Below are 14,950 nucleotides of genomic sequence, written 5' to 3'. Positions count from 1 at the left end.
ACAGGACCCACTTTAAGCGCCGTACTGGCCTGCTTGAATAGCCAATTCCACGGAAATTCAGGTAACCAGTGGCGGGCCGCCCGCGATGCCGGCATCGAGCAAGCCGGCCAGCTTCGCGAGCGCCGTGTCGATGCGCAGCGCGTCGATCCCGCCATAGCCGAACAGCAGCCCCGGGCGTACCGGCCCGCCCACGTGAAACGCCGAGATCCCGTACAGGCCGATGTCCTGCGCGCGCGCCGCGCGGACCAGCGCCGCTTCGTCGAGCCCCGGTTTCAGGTGCGCGGCGAGATGGATGCCGGCGGTCGGCACGATCGCGTCGAACCACGGCGCGAGTTCGCCGCGCAGGTGCGCGATCAGCATCTTGCGACGCGCGTCGTAGTGCTTCTGCACGCGCTTCAGGTGCCGCGCGAAATCGCCTTCGAGCATGAAGCGCGCGAGCGCCGCCTGTGTCAGCGTGCACGTGTGCCAGTCGACGATCTGCTTCGCCTTGGCCAGCGCGCCGCGCAGCGCGCGCGGCGGAATCGCGTAGCCGATCCGCAGCTCGGGAAAGATGGTCTTCGAGAACGTGCCGACGTACGCGACGAGGCCCGTGCGGTCGAGGCTCTTCAGCGATTCGACCGGCCGGCCTTCGAAGCGGAATTCGCCGTCGTAGTCGTCCTCGATGATCACCGCGCGGCGGCGCTGCGCCCATTCGAGCAGCGCGACGCGGCGATCGAGCGTCATCGGCATGCCGAGCGGGAACTGATGCGACGGCGTCACGTAGACGAGCCGTGCGTCGTCGGGCAGCCGTTCCGTGACGAGGCCCTGCGCGTCGACCGGCACGCCGATCACCGTCGCGCCGAGCGACGCGAACGCGGCGCGCGCGGGCGGATAGCCGGGATCCTCGACCGCGACGACGTCGCCCGGCCGCACGACGACGCGCGCGAGCAGGTCGAGCGCCTGTTGCGCGCCTTGCGTGACGAGCACGTCGTCCCAGCTGCAGGCGACCGCGCGGCTGAATCCGACGTAGCGCGCGATCGCGCCGCGCAACTGCGGATCGCCGGCCGGGTCGTGATACTGGCCGGGCCCGCGCGCCTGCTGGCGCAGCGCGTGATGCAGGCAGCGCCGCCAGGCGTCGAACGGGAACAGCGTCTTGTCGGTCACGCCGCCGCGAAAGTCGAAGCCGGGCGCGTCCTGCGGCGCGGGCATCGCGAGCGCGTCGGGCAGGTCGTTCCACAGCGCGCGTGCATCGACCGCGTCGATGCGCGGCATCTCGTCGACGATCGACGGCGCCGACGTCGCCGCGGCATGCGGCACGCGCGCCAAGCCGCGGGCGACGAACGTGCCGTCGCCCGCGCGCGTCGTCAGGTAGCCCTCGGCGACGAGGCGCTCGAACGCGTCGAGCGTCGTCTTGCGCGACACGCCGAGCTGTTTCGCGAGGTCGCGCGTCGACGGCAGCCGCGCGCCGCCTTCGAGCCGCCCGTCGACGATCGCCGTGCGCAGTTGCCGGAAGATTTGCCCCGTCAGGTCGTGACGGCCTTCGATGCGGATCGCGATGTCCATCGCAGTGGTTACCTTGATTTCCGGGATTTTGCGCGGATCAGCATACCGGAAGTCGACCGCGCGGCGGCTGTTCGCGGCTAGCGACCGCAGCCGCGTCCGGCATTCAAAGCGACGTCGCCTTCGTCTCCGGCAGCAGCAGGACGGCGAGCAGCACCACGCCATAGGCTGCGCCGGAAAAGATCGCGATGGCCAGCGCGAGGCCGAGCGAATGGCTCAGCATCCCGACGAGACTCGGGAACAGCGCGCCGATGCCGCGTCCGAAGTTGTAGGTGAAGCTTTGCGCATTGGCGCGGAAAGTCGACGGATACAGTTCCGTCAGGTACGCGCCGACGCCGCTGAAGATGCCGCATGACGAAAAGCCGAGCGGAAAGCCGAGCCACAGCATCTGTGCATTCGACAGCGGGACGGTCAGGTACGCGCACACCGACACGAGGGAGAGCGCGGAGAACAGCATGAAGTTGCGTCGGCGTCCCCACCAGTCGGAAAGATACGCGCCGACGACATAGCCGCAAAACGACCCGACGATGATCACGAACAGATAGGCGCCCGTATCGAGCACCGACAGGTGTCGCTCGATCTTGAGAAAGGCCGGCAGCCACGTCGACATCGCATAGAAGCCGCCCTGGATGCCGGTGCAGAGCAGCGCGGCCAGCACCGTGCGCCGTGCGTGCGCGCGCGAGAAGATCGCCCACACCGACGGCTGGCCTGCGCCTTGTTTGCGGGCGGCGTCTGCCTGCACGAACACTTCCGGTTCGGGCACGTGCTTGCGTACGTACAGGACGAGCAGGGCGGGCACGATACCCACCCAGAACAGGCTGCGCCAGGCCAGCGACTCGGGAAGGACCGAAAACGCGATGCTGTAGAGAATCGCCGCGCCGCCCCAGCCGATGGCCCAGCCGCTCTGCACGAGGCCGACCGCTTTGCCGCGATGGGCGGGTGCGACGATCTCGCCGATCAGCACGGCGCCGACGGCCCATTCGCCGCCGAAGCCGAGCCCTTGCAGCGCGCGCAGCACGAAGATCTGCTCGAAGTTCTGCGCGAAACCGATTGCCAGCGTGCAGACGGAGAACCACAGGATCGTCCCCTGCAATACCTTGACCCGTCCGTATCGATCCGCGAGGATGCCCGCGATCCAGCCGCCCACGGACGAGAAAATCAGCGTCACGGTGCTCAACAGGCCGGCCTTGCCGCGATCGAGGCCCCACAGGTCGATCAGCGAAGCCAGCACGAAGCTGAACACCATGAAGTCGAACGCATCGGTCGCCCAGCCGGCGAACGCCGCCTTGAACGCGCGCTTGCCCGCGGAATCGAGTTCGGCGTACCACGACGCGCGCGGCACGATTCGCAGCGCGGCTTCGTCGGCATCTCTCGTTGTCGTCATTGTTGTTGTTCGTGAAGTAGGGGATGGCGTTATCGAAGCGCGCAAGGCCGTTTGCCGGTCGCGAGTGCGCGCCGCACGACGTCCGGCGTGGCCGGCGCTTCGCGGATGCGTACGCCGGTCGCGTGATGGATCGCGTTCAGGATGGCCGCGGCCGTCGGCACGAGCGCCGGCTCGCCGATGCCTTTCGCGCCGTACGGGCCGACGGCCGTCGGCGCTTCGACGAAGATCGACTGCACGTCGGGCATGTCGTGCACGGTCGGAATCACGTAGTCGTGCAGATTGTTGTATCGGCCGGGGTGGTACTTCTCCATCAGCGCCATGCCGATGCCTTGCGCGACCGCGCCTTCGACCTGTCCTTCGAGCAGCGTCGGATTGACCATCCTGCCGACGTCGTGCGCGGCCACGACCTTGAGTACGCGCACGCGCCCGCTTTCGCAGTCCACCGCGACCTCCGCCATCTGCGCGCCGAACGCGTAGGTTGCATAAGGCGTGCCTTGCCCCGACGCATCGAGCGACGTGGTCGGCGGATCGAAGCGCTCCTCGGCCGCGATCACGTAGCCGTGCGCATCGACGGGCAGCGTCCGCAGATCCAGCGGATGGCCGTCGACGGCGATGCCGCGCGCATCGGACGAAATCCGCGCATCGGACGCCGCGCCGGCGAACGCGAGCAACCGGTGGCGCAGCGCGGAGCCGGCAAGGAAGGCCGCGCGACCGGTGATGAAGGTCTGCCGCGACGCCGACGTGCGGCCGCAATCCGGCGACAGCGCGGTATCCGGGCCGACGAATCGCAGCCGGTCGACCGGTACGCCCAGCGCGTCGGCCGCGATTTGCGGAATGACCGTGTTCGCGCCCTGGCCGGCATCCACCGCACCCTGGTGCAGGACGATCGTACCGTCGCGCCGGATGCCGAAGCGGACCGTCGACGGATTCGGCAATGCGGTGTTGCCGCAGCCGTAAAAGAACGCCGCGACGCCGACGCCATGGCGAATGTGGCCGGGCGCCGCCGCGTTCAGCGTCGCGATCCGCGCATGCGCGTCGCGCCACGCCGGACGCAGCGCATCGAGGCATGCGACGAGGCCGACGCTGTCGTCAAGCACTTGCCCGGTCGGCAGCGTATCGCCGGGGCGCAACGCATTCAGCGCGCGGAACTCGAGTGGATCGATGCCCGCCGCGAACGCCAGCTCGTCGATCAGCTGTTCCTGCGACATCGTCGTCTGCGGTACGCCGAAGCCGCGGAAAGCGCCGGCCGGCGTCACGTGCGTATGAATCGCGCGCGTGTGCGCCGCGTAGTGCGGAATCACATACGGGCCGCCCGCATGCACCGGTACGCGATTCGCGACGGCCGTCCCCCAGGACGCGAACGCGCCGGTGTTGTAGTCGCCTTCGAACGTCACCGCGCGCAGCCGCCCATCGGCATCGGCGGCGATGCTGGACGTCATGCGGCCGGGATGGCGCTTGGTCGACGTGGCCATCGATTCCTCGCGCGAGAACGCCATCGCGACGGGCCGGTCGAGATGCCAGGCCGCGATCGCGAGCAGCGGCTGGACCGTCATGTCGAGCTTGCCGCCGAAGCCGCCGCCGACCGCGGTCGCCACGACGCGCACCTGTTCCTGCGCCATGCCGAGAATGCGCGCGAGGTCGGCGCGATGCGGATGCGGCGCCTGCGTCGACGAATGGATTTCGATCACGTTGCCCACGCGTCGCGCCCAGCCGGCTTCCGGCTCGAGGTACGCATGCTCGACGAAACTGGACTGGAACGTTGCGCTGACGACGTGACGGGCATCCTGTATCGCGCGCTCCGGGTCGCCGCGGCGCACCACGCCCTCGATCAGCACGTTGCCGGGGCGATCGGCGTGCAGCTGCGGACTGTCGTCCAGCACGGCGTCGGCGATCGCGAGAACCGGCGTCAGCGGCGCCCACCGCACCGGAAAGCGGTCGAGGTCGAGCGCCGCGAGCGCGGCGCGCTCGCCGACCACCAGCGCGACCGCCTCGAGATGGTGGCGTGTCTCGGTATCCGGAAGGACCGGCTGGTCCGCGTACGGCGTCGCGACGCCGTGCAGATTCATGCCCGGCACGTCGGCGTGGGTGAGGACGCGATGCACGCCCGGATGCGCGTCGACGAATGCGGCGAGGTCGCCGAACGCGAAACGTGCGCGGTGATGCGGGCAGCGCACCGCGCGTACGAACAGGCTGTCGGCCGGGTAGTCGTCGGCACCGAATCGCTGGCTGCCGTCGACTTTTTCGGGGCCGTCGAGACGCGTGAGCGGGACGCCGACGGACGGCCCTTCGGACGGCGCGGGCGTGCGGCACCGTGCGGCGGCGCCGCATCCGACTTCGGTCACCGCGTCGACGATCTTCTGATAGCCGGTGCAGCGACACAGCACGCCGTCGATCGCGGCCCGCGCACCGGCGCGGTCGCTGACTTCGCCGGCGTCGATGGCCGCCGCCGCCGCGGTGAGCATGCCGGGCGTGCAGAAACCGCATTGCACCGCCTGATGGGCGAGAAACGCCTGCTGCAGGCGGCTGCCGCATCGCGTGCCGTCGGCAAGACCTTCGACGGTGACGACACGGCGCCCCGCGATCTGCCCGACCGGGATCAGGCATGCATAGCGTGCGTCGCCGTCGACGATCACCGTGCAACTGCCGCAATCGCCCTGGCGGCAGCCTTCCTTGGTGCCGAACTGGCGCAGGTCCGCACGCAGATGGTCGACGAGGCGCTGCGAGCGGTCCGCCGGCAGGGGGCGCCGCGTGCCGTTGAGGTCGAACCAGTCCGGTTCCGGCGAAATCGCCGGGCCGCCGCCCGCGATCGTTTCGCGAACGTCGGCAAGCGGGTCAGGCTGCGGATGCGCCACGTGCGTTCTCCTCGATGCAGCATGTGAAAGCGCGCGAGATGGCCAGCCGCGCGAGATGAAGGCGATGCAGGGCGGTCGCCCGGCAGTCGTCGGCCGGGGACAGCTCGTCCAGCGGCGACGTTGCGAGCACGTCGGCCAGTTCGTCGCGCCGCCGGCCCGTCAGTGCATTTTCGAGCACCTGCATCCGGCGCGCAACGTCGGAGGCGCCGCCGACGGCAACGGCGGCCGCCTCGATCGTCCCCGCGGCGCACACGCGCAACTGCGCGGCGGCCGACACCACGGCGATCGCCGCGCCGTCGCGATTCGTGCACTTGATGAACGACGTACGCGCGTGCGCGCGGGGTTGCGCAAACCGCAGCGCCACCAGCAATTCGTCGGCGTCCAGCGCGGTCCGGCGGTTGCCCAGCAGGAATTCGGCCAACGGCAAGCGGCGCATGCCGCGCACGCTGGCCAGTTCGACGCTCGCATCGAGCGCCAGCAGCGCGGGGATGCCGTCCGCGACGGCGGACGCATGGCACACGTTCCCGCCGATCGTGCCCTGCACGCGAATCTGCCGGGGGCCGATCGACGCGGCTGCGTCCGTGAGCGCCACGGGCAGCCATGCCGTGCGCGCGATGGCGTCCCACGTGGCGGCCGCACCGATACGGGCGACGCCGTCGTTCAGCTCGATGCCGCGCAGCGCGTCGACGCGGCTGATATCCAGCCATGCCGAGCGCGCCGGCACGAGCCCGATATCGGCAAATGCGTCGGTGGCCCCGCACACGATGCGCGGCCGCGGCTGCGCCGCGAGCGTACCGAGCGCTTCGTCGAGGGTAGTGGCGCGAACGTAGTTCATTTCAAGGTGTCTGCATCGTCATGGTCACGCGGGGCGACATCGGCGCCGGCACACGCTCAATCGCCGATCGGCGGATCCTTGCGAACGACCCGCAGCACGCTGTCGATGACGAACGCTTCCCATCGGCGCACGGCCTCCGGCGCATTCAGTTCCTCGCCGAGGAACGCGGACAACGTGTGGCGGTTCGACGTATAAAAATACGCTGCCGAAATGATCAGCAGGAAAACGTCGCGCGCGTTCAGTTCCGTGCGGAACAATCCTTGTTCGGCGCCGTTTTCGAGAATCCTGGCCACGATCTGCACCGCATGCGACGAATATTCGCCCCGGCGTTCGAGCCTGGCCAAATGCTTGCCCTGGTGCAGGTTCTCGGTGTTGAGCAGCGTGATGAAATCGGGATTGCGCCAATAGTAGTCCAGCTTGAAGCGAATCACGGTCTTGAGCGCTTCCACGGGATTCGACGGATCCGGCGCCATCTTGAGCTCCGCCTCGTCCATGCGCCGATAGATGCCTTCCAGCACCGCGACGAACAGGCCCTCCTTGCTCCCGTAGTAGTAATAGATCATCCGGTCATAGGATTTCGCCAGCCTGGAGATCCGCTCCACGCTGCCGCCTTCGTAGCCGTAGCGCGCGAAGACCTTGGTCGCCGCGCGCAGGATCTTGTCGCGGGTTTCCTGTGCCGCTGCCTCCCGGACACCGGTTCCGCGCACCGTCTTGGCTTTTGTTGCTTGAGTCATACCGCTCCTATGGCGGCCGGCAACCTCGTCCTGCCGCCTGAAAGAAACCTGGAACAGCGGCATTCCTCGAACTTTCGTACAGGGAACGCTACATGAATTCGGGATTCTACGGAACTCTCGACGGGTTCGCAACAAATCATAAATAGGTAATTGATTCAATGGGTTGTGGGAGTCGTGTCCGACGTATCGGCACGCATGGAGGAGGCGTGAACGCTATCTTCACATTTTTATTTTGAGAAACTGCTGCTACCATTCGTTTGTGGAGTACTCACTACATGAAATGTTGATTTCAGGTTGCCGGAGGCCGATGCCGGCAAGCAGGAGATAGACCCATGAACAACGAACTCGACGATGTCTGCAGCGCGCTCGCTGCGCGGACGCCATGGAAATCGCGCGTCGATCCGGGCGGCGCCGAAGCGGGCCCGGCCTTCGACGAACTCATGCCTCGATCGCTGCTGTCGATCGACGTGCACGTGTTGCACGACGTCTCGCGCGCAATGGCGCACGAGGCTTCGCCCGCGACGCGCGTCGCGACACTGCTCGAGTCGGCGCTGCGGGGGGCGGGGGCAACGTGGGGCGTGATCGCGGTGCTGCGCGACGGCGGCTGGGAGGCAGCCGCCGTCGCGACGGCCGCGAACGGACCGCACACCGAGCGGCGGTCGGTCGACCGGCTGCCCGTGCCGATCATTGCCGCCGCCGTGCACCTGCGCAACGGCCTGGTGCTGCGCGATGCGTGCGCCGCCGACCATTGGCGAACGGACGACTATGTGCGCCGCCGCAAGCCGCGCTCGGTGATCTGCGTGCCGATACGGTGCAATGGTGAACTGATCGGTGCGCTGTATCTCGAGCATGGCGACCTGCCGGGCATGTTTACGCCGGCGAAGGCCGCACTGGTCGAGATCATTGCGCCGCATGCCGGATGCGTGCTGGAGAATCTTCGGCTGCGCGACGAGCTGGACGCGCAGCGCGCACGCGTGGGCAGCGTCGAAGCCGCGATGCGCGAAACCCAGTCCGAAATGGACCGCACCAGTCGGCTGACCGCGTACGGAGAGCTTGCGGCGTCGATCGTGCACGAGGTCGCCCAGCCCGTCACGGCGATCGACACGTCCGCGCGTGCCGGGCTGAAATGGCTCGACCGCGGCGCGCCGAACATCGAAGCCGCCCGCGAGATGCTTGCGCACATCTGTGCGTGCACGGTGCGGGCGCGGACCATCATCGGTGCGCTGCGCGCCAGGGCACGGCGCACGGCGCCCGTGTTCGCCGTGTTCGACCTCGCCGATGCGCTGCGCGAGGCGGCGGAGATACTCGAAAGCACGCTGGACGCGATGAAGGTGAACCTGCGCGTCGACGGATGTGCGTCGGCGATACCGATGCGCGGCGAACGCGTGCCGCTGCAGCAGGCCATCATCAGCCTGCTGATGAACGGCGCGGAATCGATGATTGGTACACCTGAAGGAAAGCGTGTCATCGTGCTGACATGCGAATTGGAGCGGAACCTCGTGCGCATCCGGATCGACGACAACGGCGACGGCTTCGATCCGCAGGTGGCCGCGCGCCTGTTCGAACCGCTGTTCACCACCAAGCCGCACGGAATGGGCATGGGGCTGTCCATCTGCAAGTCCATCGTTGAAGCGCACAACGGGCAGCTGGAACTTGCGCCGCGCGAGCACGGCGGCACGCGGGCCACGGTGACACTGCCGGTTTCTTCGATGTGAGCGGGCACGGGCGCGATGTGTCGGGGCGTGAATCGGTGCGCGACCGGTGCACGTCGCGGGAAGGGGCAGGGGGGAAACGGACCGGCTGCCTATACGAACGTATGCGGCGACTCATGCCGACGCGTCAGGCGGCTAGCTGCAGATGCTATGGAGCACGCCGACGCGTCACCTTATGCTCGCTTCACCGGTACACGATTCACGTTGACGACGGCTCGACCGACCCGTCAGCGAGTCGGAATCGCGACGCGGCGCGGACGTGATGCGTGCGCATCGTGACGACGCAGGTCGCCGGAACACACGTGCTTGTCGATCCGATACCAGACATCCAAGGAACCCATCATGAAACTCCGACACATCGTCGTCACCGGCGGCCTCGCCGTCGCCCTGATCGCCGGCATGAACCTGCGCGCGTTCGCGGACGAACGACCCGATACGGCCGGCGCGGATGCCGCGCTCACGACGACGCCGGCGGCCGGCACGTCGAAGAAGGCGGTCCGTGCGGCCAATCGCACGTTCTCGCGGTCGGTGCAGAAGGCACTGTCCCATACGAAGGGGCTTGAAGGGAAGCCGATCGTCGTGTTCGGCAACGCGTCGACCGGACGCGTGACGCTGACCGGCCAGGTCGAAAGCGAAGACCTCGATCATCTGGCGGTCGAGGCGGCGCGGAAGGTACGCGGCGTCACGGCGGTGAACAGCCGGATCACGCTGCGCTCGGAAGGCGGCGCCTGAGCGACGGCCGGACGCACCGCCGTGGCCGCTTGCGTGCGTCCGCTTTCACACGACCGATACGACCGACACGACCGGATGGGAGAAACGATGATGGCGACCCTGCCTGAAGCGGACATCATGATTCGCACGTTGATCAATGTCCTCGATCCTTCGCTGGAGCAACGCGATGTTTGCCGGCAAGCGCAGCGCACGCGATACAAGTCGCGCCGCTTCGGCCGGCGCCGGTGCGACGACGACGACACGCGCGCACGTGAAGCCCCGCTTGACGCGATCGAGGTGATCGAGTGCCTGTCGTCGTCCATGATCACCGTTTCATGGAGCGACTCGCGTTCGGGACGGTATACCGAGCAGATCTGGTGCCGCAGCCGCGCACGCGAGCCGGCGGTCTGCGCGTTGACGGGAAGCGCGATCGCGCGCGGCGATCGCGTGTTCCGTCCGCGCTCGAGCGACGTTTGCCTGCCCGCCAACCGGCAACGCATGATTCTCGCGGCGACCATTCAGTCATGCACCGGCGTATCGGTGCCCGACGCGACCGAGCCGGACGCGTGATGCGCGCGGCGCGAGCGGCGGCCCTACGCGGACGGCACCGTCACGACGATCAGCGCCGCGCCGCGAAGGCGCTCGGCAAGATCGAAGTGAACCGGGCGCTCGCGCCACCAGCGCGCGAACCCGCTGCTCGCGCGATGGCCGACGACGATCATGTCCGGACGGGTGGTCAGCGCGTGGGCGGCGACGGCGTCGGCCGCGCGTCCGAATCGCACGAAGCCGCGCGCGTCGATGCCGTCGTCCGCGAGTTTGACGATCGCGCGCTGAAGTGCGTCGCGCGCGAATTCCTCGAGGCGATGGTGGGCGAGACCGGTGAGCAGTCCGGCCGTCTGCGCGTTCGCGGTCACGGGATCCACGACGGTGACGACGTCGACCGCCGCGGACAGCGCGTGCGACAGCGCCGCACATCGCGCGAGCGCGGCCTGTGCCTCGTCGGTTCCGTCATAGACGAGTAGCATTCTGGAAAGTGCTGACATATTTCGTGTCGAGTAGTAGGTGCCTGGTCGCATCCCCCGCGGCGGATGCGATTGCCTACACTGAACACGCCACGCACGGCGTTTATTCCGTCGCCGTTCGTGCATGGCCGCGACGCGCCGCGAGCGAGGCGGACCCGCGGCGATCGACTTGCCCGCGGCAACGTGCATCAGCCGCCGGCCGCCGAACCCGTGAAGTTGTCCCGCGACGTGCGCGCTGCGCCGCCGCCGAGCGCGATGCGGATTGCCTTGCGCGCACGCGATATCCGGCTCATGACGGTGCCGATCGGGATGTCGAGTGTGTACGCGGCTTCCCTGTAGCTCAGCCCGTCGACGCTGACGAGCAGCAACGCGATGCGCTGCGGTTCGGGCAACCGTTCGACGGCGTCGACGATCTGGCGGACGGCCACGGCGGTCTCCGACGCTGCGCGCGGATCGGCGACCGTTTCCAGCAGCGCGTCGCTGCACTCGAGCAGCAGGCGGTCGCGCCGATTGCGTCGCCGCAACTCGTTGAGCCAGATCGAATGGACGATCGAGAAGACCCAACTGACCGGCGCCGTATCGGACCGCAGTTGATGAACCCGCTCGAGCGCGCGAACGCATGCGCGCTGCACGAGCTCGTCCGCGTCGTGTCGATTCCCGCTCAGACGCAGCGCGAACGACCGCAGACGCGGCAGCATGTCGGGAAGCATCGCTGAAAATTCGGTTGGCTTCATGGGCTGACGGGCGTGCCCCCTACCTGGGGCGAAATGCAGTGACGGCCCGGGCGCTGGCGAGGACGCCGGCGGTGTCCCGCCCGTGCCGGGCCCGACACGAGGGCTGCCGTTCAATGCCCGGAATAGAGTTTCCTCAGCGCGTCGAGCTCGCCGTTCTGTCGCGCCGCCACGAGCTCCTGGCGGACTTCCGAGCGGGTCTTCGCCATCGGTGCGAGCGGCGCCGACTGGGTGGCGGCCTGCACGTCGGAATGTCCGGCGACCGTTTCCGCCGGGGACGCCGCGTAGGCCGATGCAGTCAGCGCGAGCGCGGCGAATGCGAGCGTGATTTTCGAAGTGTTCATGCGGGGCTCCTGAAGAAGGATGGATCGGAACGTATTCGCGTCACCTGATGGCGTCGGGAGCCTGCATGGGCCCGCGGCGTCGTGTTCGTATCAGGTTCCGCCGTGTGTGTATTGAGCCTCCGGGAGGTATCGCGCATGTGTCCGGCGTGCAGCGTTTTGCAATGTCATGTATCCGCCCCGAAGCCCGATACATTCGGATACCCATGGGTGCGTCGGCGCGTAGCGGCAACCGACGGACGCGGTCGGCGCGGTCGATATGCAGCGTCGTTTCCGCGCGGACGCCGACGCACGACCGGCGGTCATGCGCTGTGACGAGGCCGCGCAAGCCGATGAACTGCCGAGCGCGATGCGCACGCAGTTGCATCGGTGAATTGCGACTGGAATAATTGGCGCGTTCGCGTGTTTTCATTGATGCCGGCAGAGTGGGCGATCGTTGGGGCATCGTCCGCATGCGTCGCGGCAACGTGCCCGGCCGCACCATGCGAACGGGGCATCCCGCTTCGAGCGACGGCCGCACCGCGTGCATCGAGATGCCTTCGCGCCGCCACGCGGCCATCCCAGCAAATTCACCAGCGAATATTTCAATGCCCGAGATCAGAATGCCGAACGTGGCGACTTCATCCGACGATCGGAGCGGCCGTGTCGTCTACGTCGTCGACGACGACGAATTCGTGCGTGCCGCGCTCGTCAGCCTGTTGCGCTCGATCGATCTGGCGGTATGCGCGTTTGCGTCGACCGAAGCGTTTCTCGCGGCGCCGAAGGGGACGGGGCCGTCTTGCCTCGTGCTCGACGTGCGATTGCGCGGGCAGAGCGGGATCGCGTTCCAGAAGTCGCTGGTCGAGAATGGCGGCCCGCAGATGCCGATCATCTTCATGACCGGGCACGGCGACATCGCGATGACGGTGAAGGCGATGAAGGCCGGCGCGATGGATTTCCTGACGAAGCCGTTTCATGACCAGGAAATGATCGATGCGGTCGTCGCGGCGCTCGACCGCGACGCGCAGCGGCTGGAGGCCAGCCAGTCGCTGCTCGATCTGCGCGAATGCTGGGAATCGCTGACGCCGCGGGAGCGGGAGGTGCTGCAACACGTCGCGACGGGCCTGATGAACAAGCAGGTCGCCGGCAACATGGGCATCGCCGAGATCACGGCCAAGATCCATCGCGGCCAGGCGATGCGAAAGATGAAGTGTCGTTCCGTCGCGGAACTGGTGCGCAAGATGACCGCGCTCGGCATCGAATTGCCGTCGCGGTAGCGATGGCGCCGTCGGGAGCAAGCCGACCCATACGTAGATATGGTGGCGGTTCGGCGGCGTGACGGTATGCTGGCGACTTGTGTAGCAGTATGGGGCGAGCGTGCTCGTTCCCCAGGCCATAAGCGCGGATGTCTCTTTCACTCTCAGTCACCGATCTCGTAGCGATTGTCGACGACGATCCGTTCGTGCGCGCCGCCGTGAGAAGCTTCGTGCGCGCGCTGGGCGGCGACGCGTGCGAGTTCGCGTCGGCGCCGGCATTCCTCGTGTCCGACCGGGTGGCGCGCACGCGCTGCCTGATCTGCGACATCCAGATGCCCGGGATGGACGGCATCGACGTGCTGTCGCGGATCGAAGCCGCCGGCGCGCGCATTCCGACCATATTCGTCACGGCGTTCGCCACCGTCCGCCAGCGCGAGCGCGTGCGCGCGAGCGCCGCGCTGTGTCTCCTCGAAAAACCGATCGACGCGCGGGAACTCGAAGGGTGGCTCGCCCGCGCGCTCCGGCGCGGCTGACCGTCTGGCGGTTTAGGTTGCCGCGGCGGCAACCTAAACCTTCGTAGGGGGTGAATGGCCGCTCGTTTGATGGTGCACGCCCCCGTGCGCGTGTTTTCATCTGTCCTGTACCGTCCGCCGCGACGGCGACAGGAGAACGAAGATGGCGCACATTCCTACCTTATCGTCAGCGACTGTGTTTGAATCGCGGGCCACGCGCAGCCTGCGTGGCGTCGCCCGCGCAGTGTTCCCGCATCCGCGCGAACTCGTCGTGTGGTCGGTGCGCCTCCTGCTCGTCGCCGGCGTGCCACTGGTCGCGGCCGGCATATACGACGCACGCGCGACGTTCGCGAACGCATTGCGCCCGGTGGCAAGCGAGGGTCTGCTGATCGCCGCCGTCGTGGCGATCCTGTTCGCGCTGGTCGCGACCGTGCTGTGGTCGTGGCTGCGGATGTTCAGGCTGGATGCGACCGTGCGCGAGCTTGCCGATGCCATCGACAAGCAAGGTATCGAGGCGCTCCCCGATACGTGGGCCGAACGCGGCGCGCCATCGATCTCGACGCTCGCACGCGCGATCAACGGCGCGCACCGCCAGCACGCGGAGCGCATGACGGAATTGCTGCACGTGCTGGCCGCCTATGCGCACGACCTGCGCACGCCGCTTACGCGAATGATGCTGCGCAGCGGGATGCTGGATGACGGTGCGCTGCGCGATGCGATCGAGCGCGATCTTGCCGAGATGAGCGAACTGGTCGACGCGAGCCTGGCGTGCGCCCGACTTCAATGCAGCGTGCCGGAGCCGCCGCGCCGTGTCGACGCGGACGAGATGCTTGGTGTGCTGGTCGACAGCTATCGCGACGCGGGCCTCACCGTCGATCTCGACGGACGGGTCGGGCATCCTCTCGTGACGTTCCCGCACGCGCTGCGCCGCGTGCTCGTCAACCTGATCGACAATGCGTTGCGTTACGGGGGCGACGTCCGCCTGTGTGTATGCGTCGACGCGCGGCACGTGATGCTGACCGTGCTGGATTCGGGGCCGGGTATCGTGCCGACGGAGCTCGAGGCGGTGTTCAAGCCCTGGTACCGCGCGCCGCAGACGGCGGCGCGCGCGCCGGGGTCGGGGCTGGGGCTCGCGATCGCCCGCCGGCTCACGCGGGCGATGCAGGGGGACCTGCAACTGAACAATCGCAGCACCGGCGGCCTCGAGGCGACGGTGATACTGCCGCTCGCGCCTGCATGAACGCATCGCCGCGGGCCGTTCATTTCCTCCGATACATTTCGATACGCGAGCGACATACGCCGGATACATGGCGGGCGTCCAATCGGGAAATCGGGCGCGGCA

The 14,950-nt window shown here is 67.8% G+C and carries 14 protein-coding genes; 6 read left to right on the top strand and 8 right to left on the bottom strand.

All coding sequences use genetic code 11. From position 1 onward, the window contains the following. Positions 1 to 57: 57 nt before the first annotated feature. The 5 genes from J8I33_RS02035 to J8I33_RS02015 all read right to left on the bottom strand — a co-directional run bounded on the left by J8I33_RS02035 (position 58) and on the right by J8I33_RS02015 (position 7,344). Positions 58 to 1,542: a PLP-dependent aminotransferase family protein gene (locus J8I33_RS02035; RefSeq protein ID WP_050010932.1), complete on the bottom strand. Its 1,485-nt coding sequence runs from the start codon at positions 1,540 to 1,542 to the stop codon at positions 58 to 60. A gap of 103 nt (positions 1,543 to 1,645) precedes the next feature. Continuing rightward, positions 1,646 to 2,923, bottom strand: coding sequence for an MFS transporter (locus J8I33_RS02030; protein ID WP_050010933.1), 1,278 nt, complete (start codon positions 2,921 to 2,923; stop codon positions 1,646 to 1,648). Positions 2,924 to 2,952: 29 nt separating this feature from the next. Beyond that, entirely contained in the window at positions 2,953 to 5,775 is a 2,823-nt protein-coding gene (locus J8I33_RS02025; RefSeq protein WP_209932800.1) for a molybdopterin cofactor-binding domain-containing protein, read from the bottom strand. Further along, complete coding sequence (locus tag J8I33_RS02020; RefSeq protein WP_050010935.1) at positions 5,756 to 6,610, bottom strand: FAD binding domain-containing protein; 855 nt, start codon at positions 6,608 to 6,610, stop codon at positions 5,756 to 5,758. Before J8I33_RS02020 ends, J8I33_RS02025 begins: the two co-directional genes overlap by 20 nt. 56 nt (positions 6,611 to 6,666) lie before the next feature. After that, complete coding sequence (locus J8I33_RS02015; protein WP_050010936.1) at positions 6,667 to 7,344, bottom strand: TetR family transcriptional regulator; 678 nt, start codon at positions 7,342 to 7,344, stop codon at positions 6,667 to 6,669. Positions 7,345 to 7,676: 332 nt separating this feature from the next. On the opposite strand from J8I33_RS02015, the gene J8I33_RS02010 reads away from it, so the two are divergent. From J8I33_RS02010 to J8I33_RS02000, 3 genes are all read left to right on the top strand, one after another. Then, entirely contained in the window at positions 7,677 to 9,059 is a 1,383-nt protein-coding gene (locus J8I33_RS02010) for an ATP-binding protein (RefSeq protein WP_050010937.1), read from the top strand. A gap of 339 nt (positions 9,060 to 9,398) precedes the next feature. After that, the gene (locus tag J8I33_RS02005; RefSeq protein WP_050010938.1) at positions 9,399 to 9,788 is read left to right on the top strand and encodes a BON domain-containing protein; all 390 of its coding nucleotides are present in this window, start codon (positions 9,399 to 9,401) and stop codon (positions 9,786 to 9,788) included. Positions 9,789 to 9,875: 87 nt separating this feature from the next. Next, positions 9,876 to 10,337, top strand: a complete 462-nt coding sequence (locus tag J8I33_RS02000) for a DUF3331 domain-containing protein (protein WP_245171298.1) — start codon at positions 9,876 to 9,878, stop codon at positions 10,335 to 10,337. A 23-nt stretch (positions 10,338 to 10,360) separates the two neighbouring features. On the opposite strand, the gene J8I33_RS01995 is transcribed toward J8I33_RS02000, so the two are convergent. The 3 genes from J8I33_RS01995 to J8I33_RS01985 all read right to left on the bottom strand — a co-directional run bounded on the left by J8I33_RS01995 (position 10,361) and on the right by J8I33_RS01985 (position 11,864). Further along, a complete protein-coding gene (locus J8I33_RS01995) occupies positions 10,361 to 10,792 on the bottom strand; it encodes a universal stress protein (protein ID WP_050010940.1) in 432 nt (143 codons plus the stop codon). Positions 10,793 to 10,977: 185 nt separating this feature from the next. Continuing rightward, positions 10,978 to 11,523, bottom strand: coding sequence for a sigma-70 family RNA polymerase sigma factor (locus tag J8I33_RS01990; protein WP_209925291.1), 546 nt, complete (start codon positions 11,521 to 11,523; stop codon positions 10,978 to 10,980). A 110-nt stretch (positions 11,524 to 11,633) separates the two neighbouring features. Further along, positions 11,634 to 11,864, bottom strand: coding sequence for a DUF4148 domain-containing protein (locus J8I33_RS01985; RefSeq protein ID WP_209932798.1), 231 nt, complete (start codon positions 11,862 to 11,864; stop codon positions 11,634 to 11,636). 599 nt (positions 11,865 to 12,463) lie between these two features. Here J8I33_RS01985 and J8I33_RS01980 point away from each other — a divergent pair. The 3 genes from J8I33_RS01980 to J8I33_RS01970 all read left to right on the top strand — a co-directional run bounded on the left by J8I33_RS01980 (position 12,464) and on the right by J8I33_RS01970 (position 14,848). Next, positions 12,464 to 13,117 (top strand): response regulator, encoded by a 654-nt coding sequence (locus tag J8I33_RS01980; protein WP_089489320.1) that lies wholly within the window; start codon positions 12,464 to 12,466, stop codon positions 13,115 to 13,117. Positions 13,118 to 13,245: 128 nt separating this feature from the next. Further along, complete coding sequence (locus tag J8I33_RS01975) at positions 13,246 to 13,629, top strand: response regulator (protein ID WP_050010944.1); 384 nt, start codon at positions 13,246 to 13,248, stop codon at positions 13,627 to 13,629. Positions 13,630 to 13,771: 142 nt separating this feature from the next. Beyond that, a complete protein-coding gene (locus tag J8I33_RS01970; protein WP_209932796.1) occupies positions 13,772 to 14,848 on the top strand; it encodes a HAMP domain-containing sensor histidine kinase in 1,077 nt (358 codons plus the stop codon). Positions 14,849 to 14,950 lie beyond the last annotated feature (102 nt).

This window comes from Burkholderia sp. AcTa6-5 (genome assembly GCF_017815075.1).
Taxonomy (GTDB): domain Bacteria; phylum Pseudomonadota; class Gammaproteobacteria; order Burkholderiales; family Burkholderiaceae; genus Burkholderia; species Burkholderia sola.
Note: the sequence above shows the minus strand (reverse complement) of the source record. Positions and strands in the feature narration are given on the sequence as shown.

Excerpts from the sequence above, each read along its gene's own strand:
- J8I33_RS02035 (WP_050010932.1), bottom strand. The coding sequence starts at position 1,542 with ATGGACATCGCGATCCGCATCGAAGGCCGTCACGACCTGACGGGGCAA.
- J8I33_RS02030 (WP_050010933.1), bottom strand. The coding sequence starts at position 2,923 with ATGACGACAACGAGAGATGCCGACGAAGCCGCGCTGCGAATCGTGCCG.
- J8I33_RS02020 (WP_050010935.1), bottom strand. The coding sequence starts at position 6,610 with ATGAACTACGTTCGCGCCACTACCCTCGACGAAGCGCTCGGTACGCTC.
- J8I33_RS02015 (WP_050010936.1), bottom strand. The coding sequence starts at position 7,344 with ATGACTCAAGCAACAAAAGCCAAGACGGTGCGCGGAACCGGTGTCCGG.
- J8I33_RS02010 (WP_050010937.1), top strand. The coding sequence starts at position 7,677 with ATGAACAACGAACTCGACGATGTCTGCAGCGCGCTCGCTGCGCGGACG.
- J8I33_RS02005 (WP_050010938.1), top strand. The coding sequence starts at position 9,399 with ATGAAACTCCGACACATCGTCGTCACCGGCGGCCTCGCCGTCGCCCTG.
- J8I33_RS02000 (WP_245171298.1), top strand. The coding sequence starts at position 9,876 with ATGATGGCGACCCTGCCTGAAGCGGACATCATGATTCGCACGTTGATC.
- J8I33_RS01995 (WP_050010940.1), bottom strand. The coding sequence starts at position 10,792 with ATGCTACTCGTCTATGACGGAACCGACGAGGCACAGGCCGCGCTCGCG.
- J8I33_RS01990 (WP_209925291.1), bottom strand. The coding sequence starts at position 11,523 with ATGAAGCCAACCGAATTTTCAGCGATGCTTCCCGACATGCTGCCGCGT.
- J8I33_RS01985 (WP_209932798.1), bottom strand. The coding sequence starts at position 11,864 with ATGAACACTTCGAAAATCACGCTCGCATTCGCCGCGCTCGCGCTGACT.
- J8I33_RS01980 (WP_089489320.1), top strand. The coding sequence starts at position 12,464 with ATGCCGAACGTGGCGACTTCATCCGACGATCGGAGCGGCCGTGTCGTC.
- J8I33_RS01975 (WP_050010944.1), top strand. The coding sequence starts at position 13,246 with ATGTCTCTTTCACTCTCAGTCACCGATCTCGTAGCGATTGTCGACGAC.
- J8I33_RS01970 (WP_209932796.1), top strand. The coding sequence starts at position 13,772 with ATGGCGCACATTCCTACCTTATCGTCAGCGACTGTGTTTGAATCGCGG.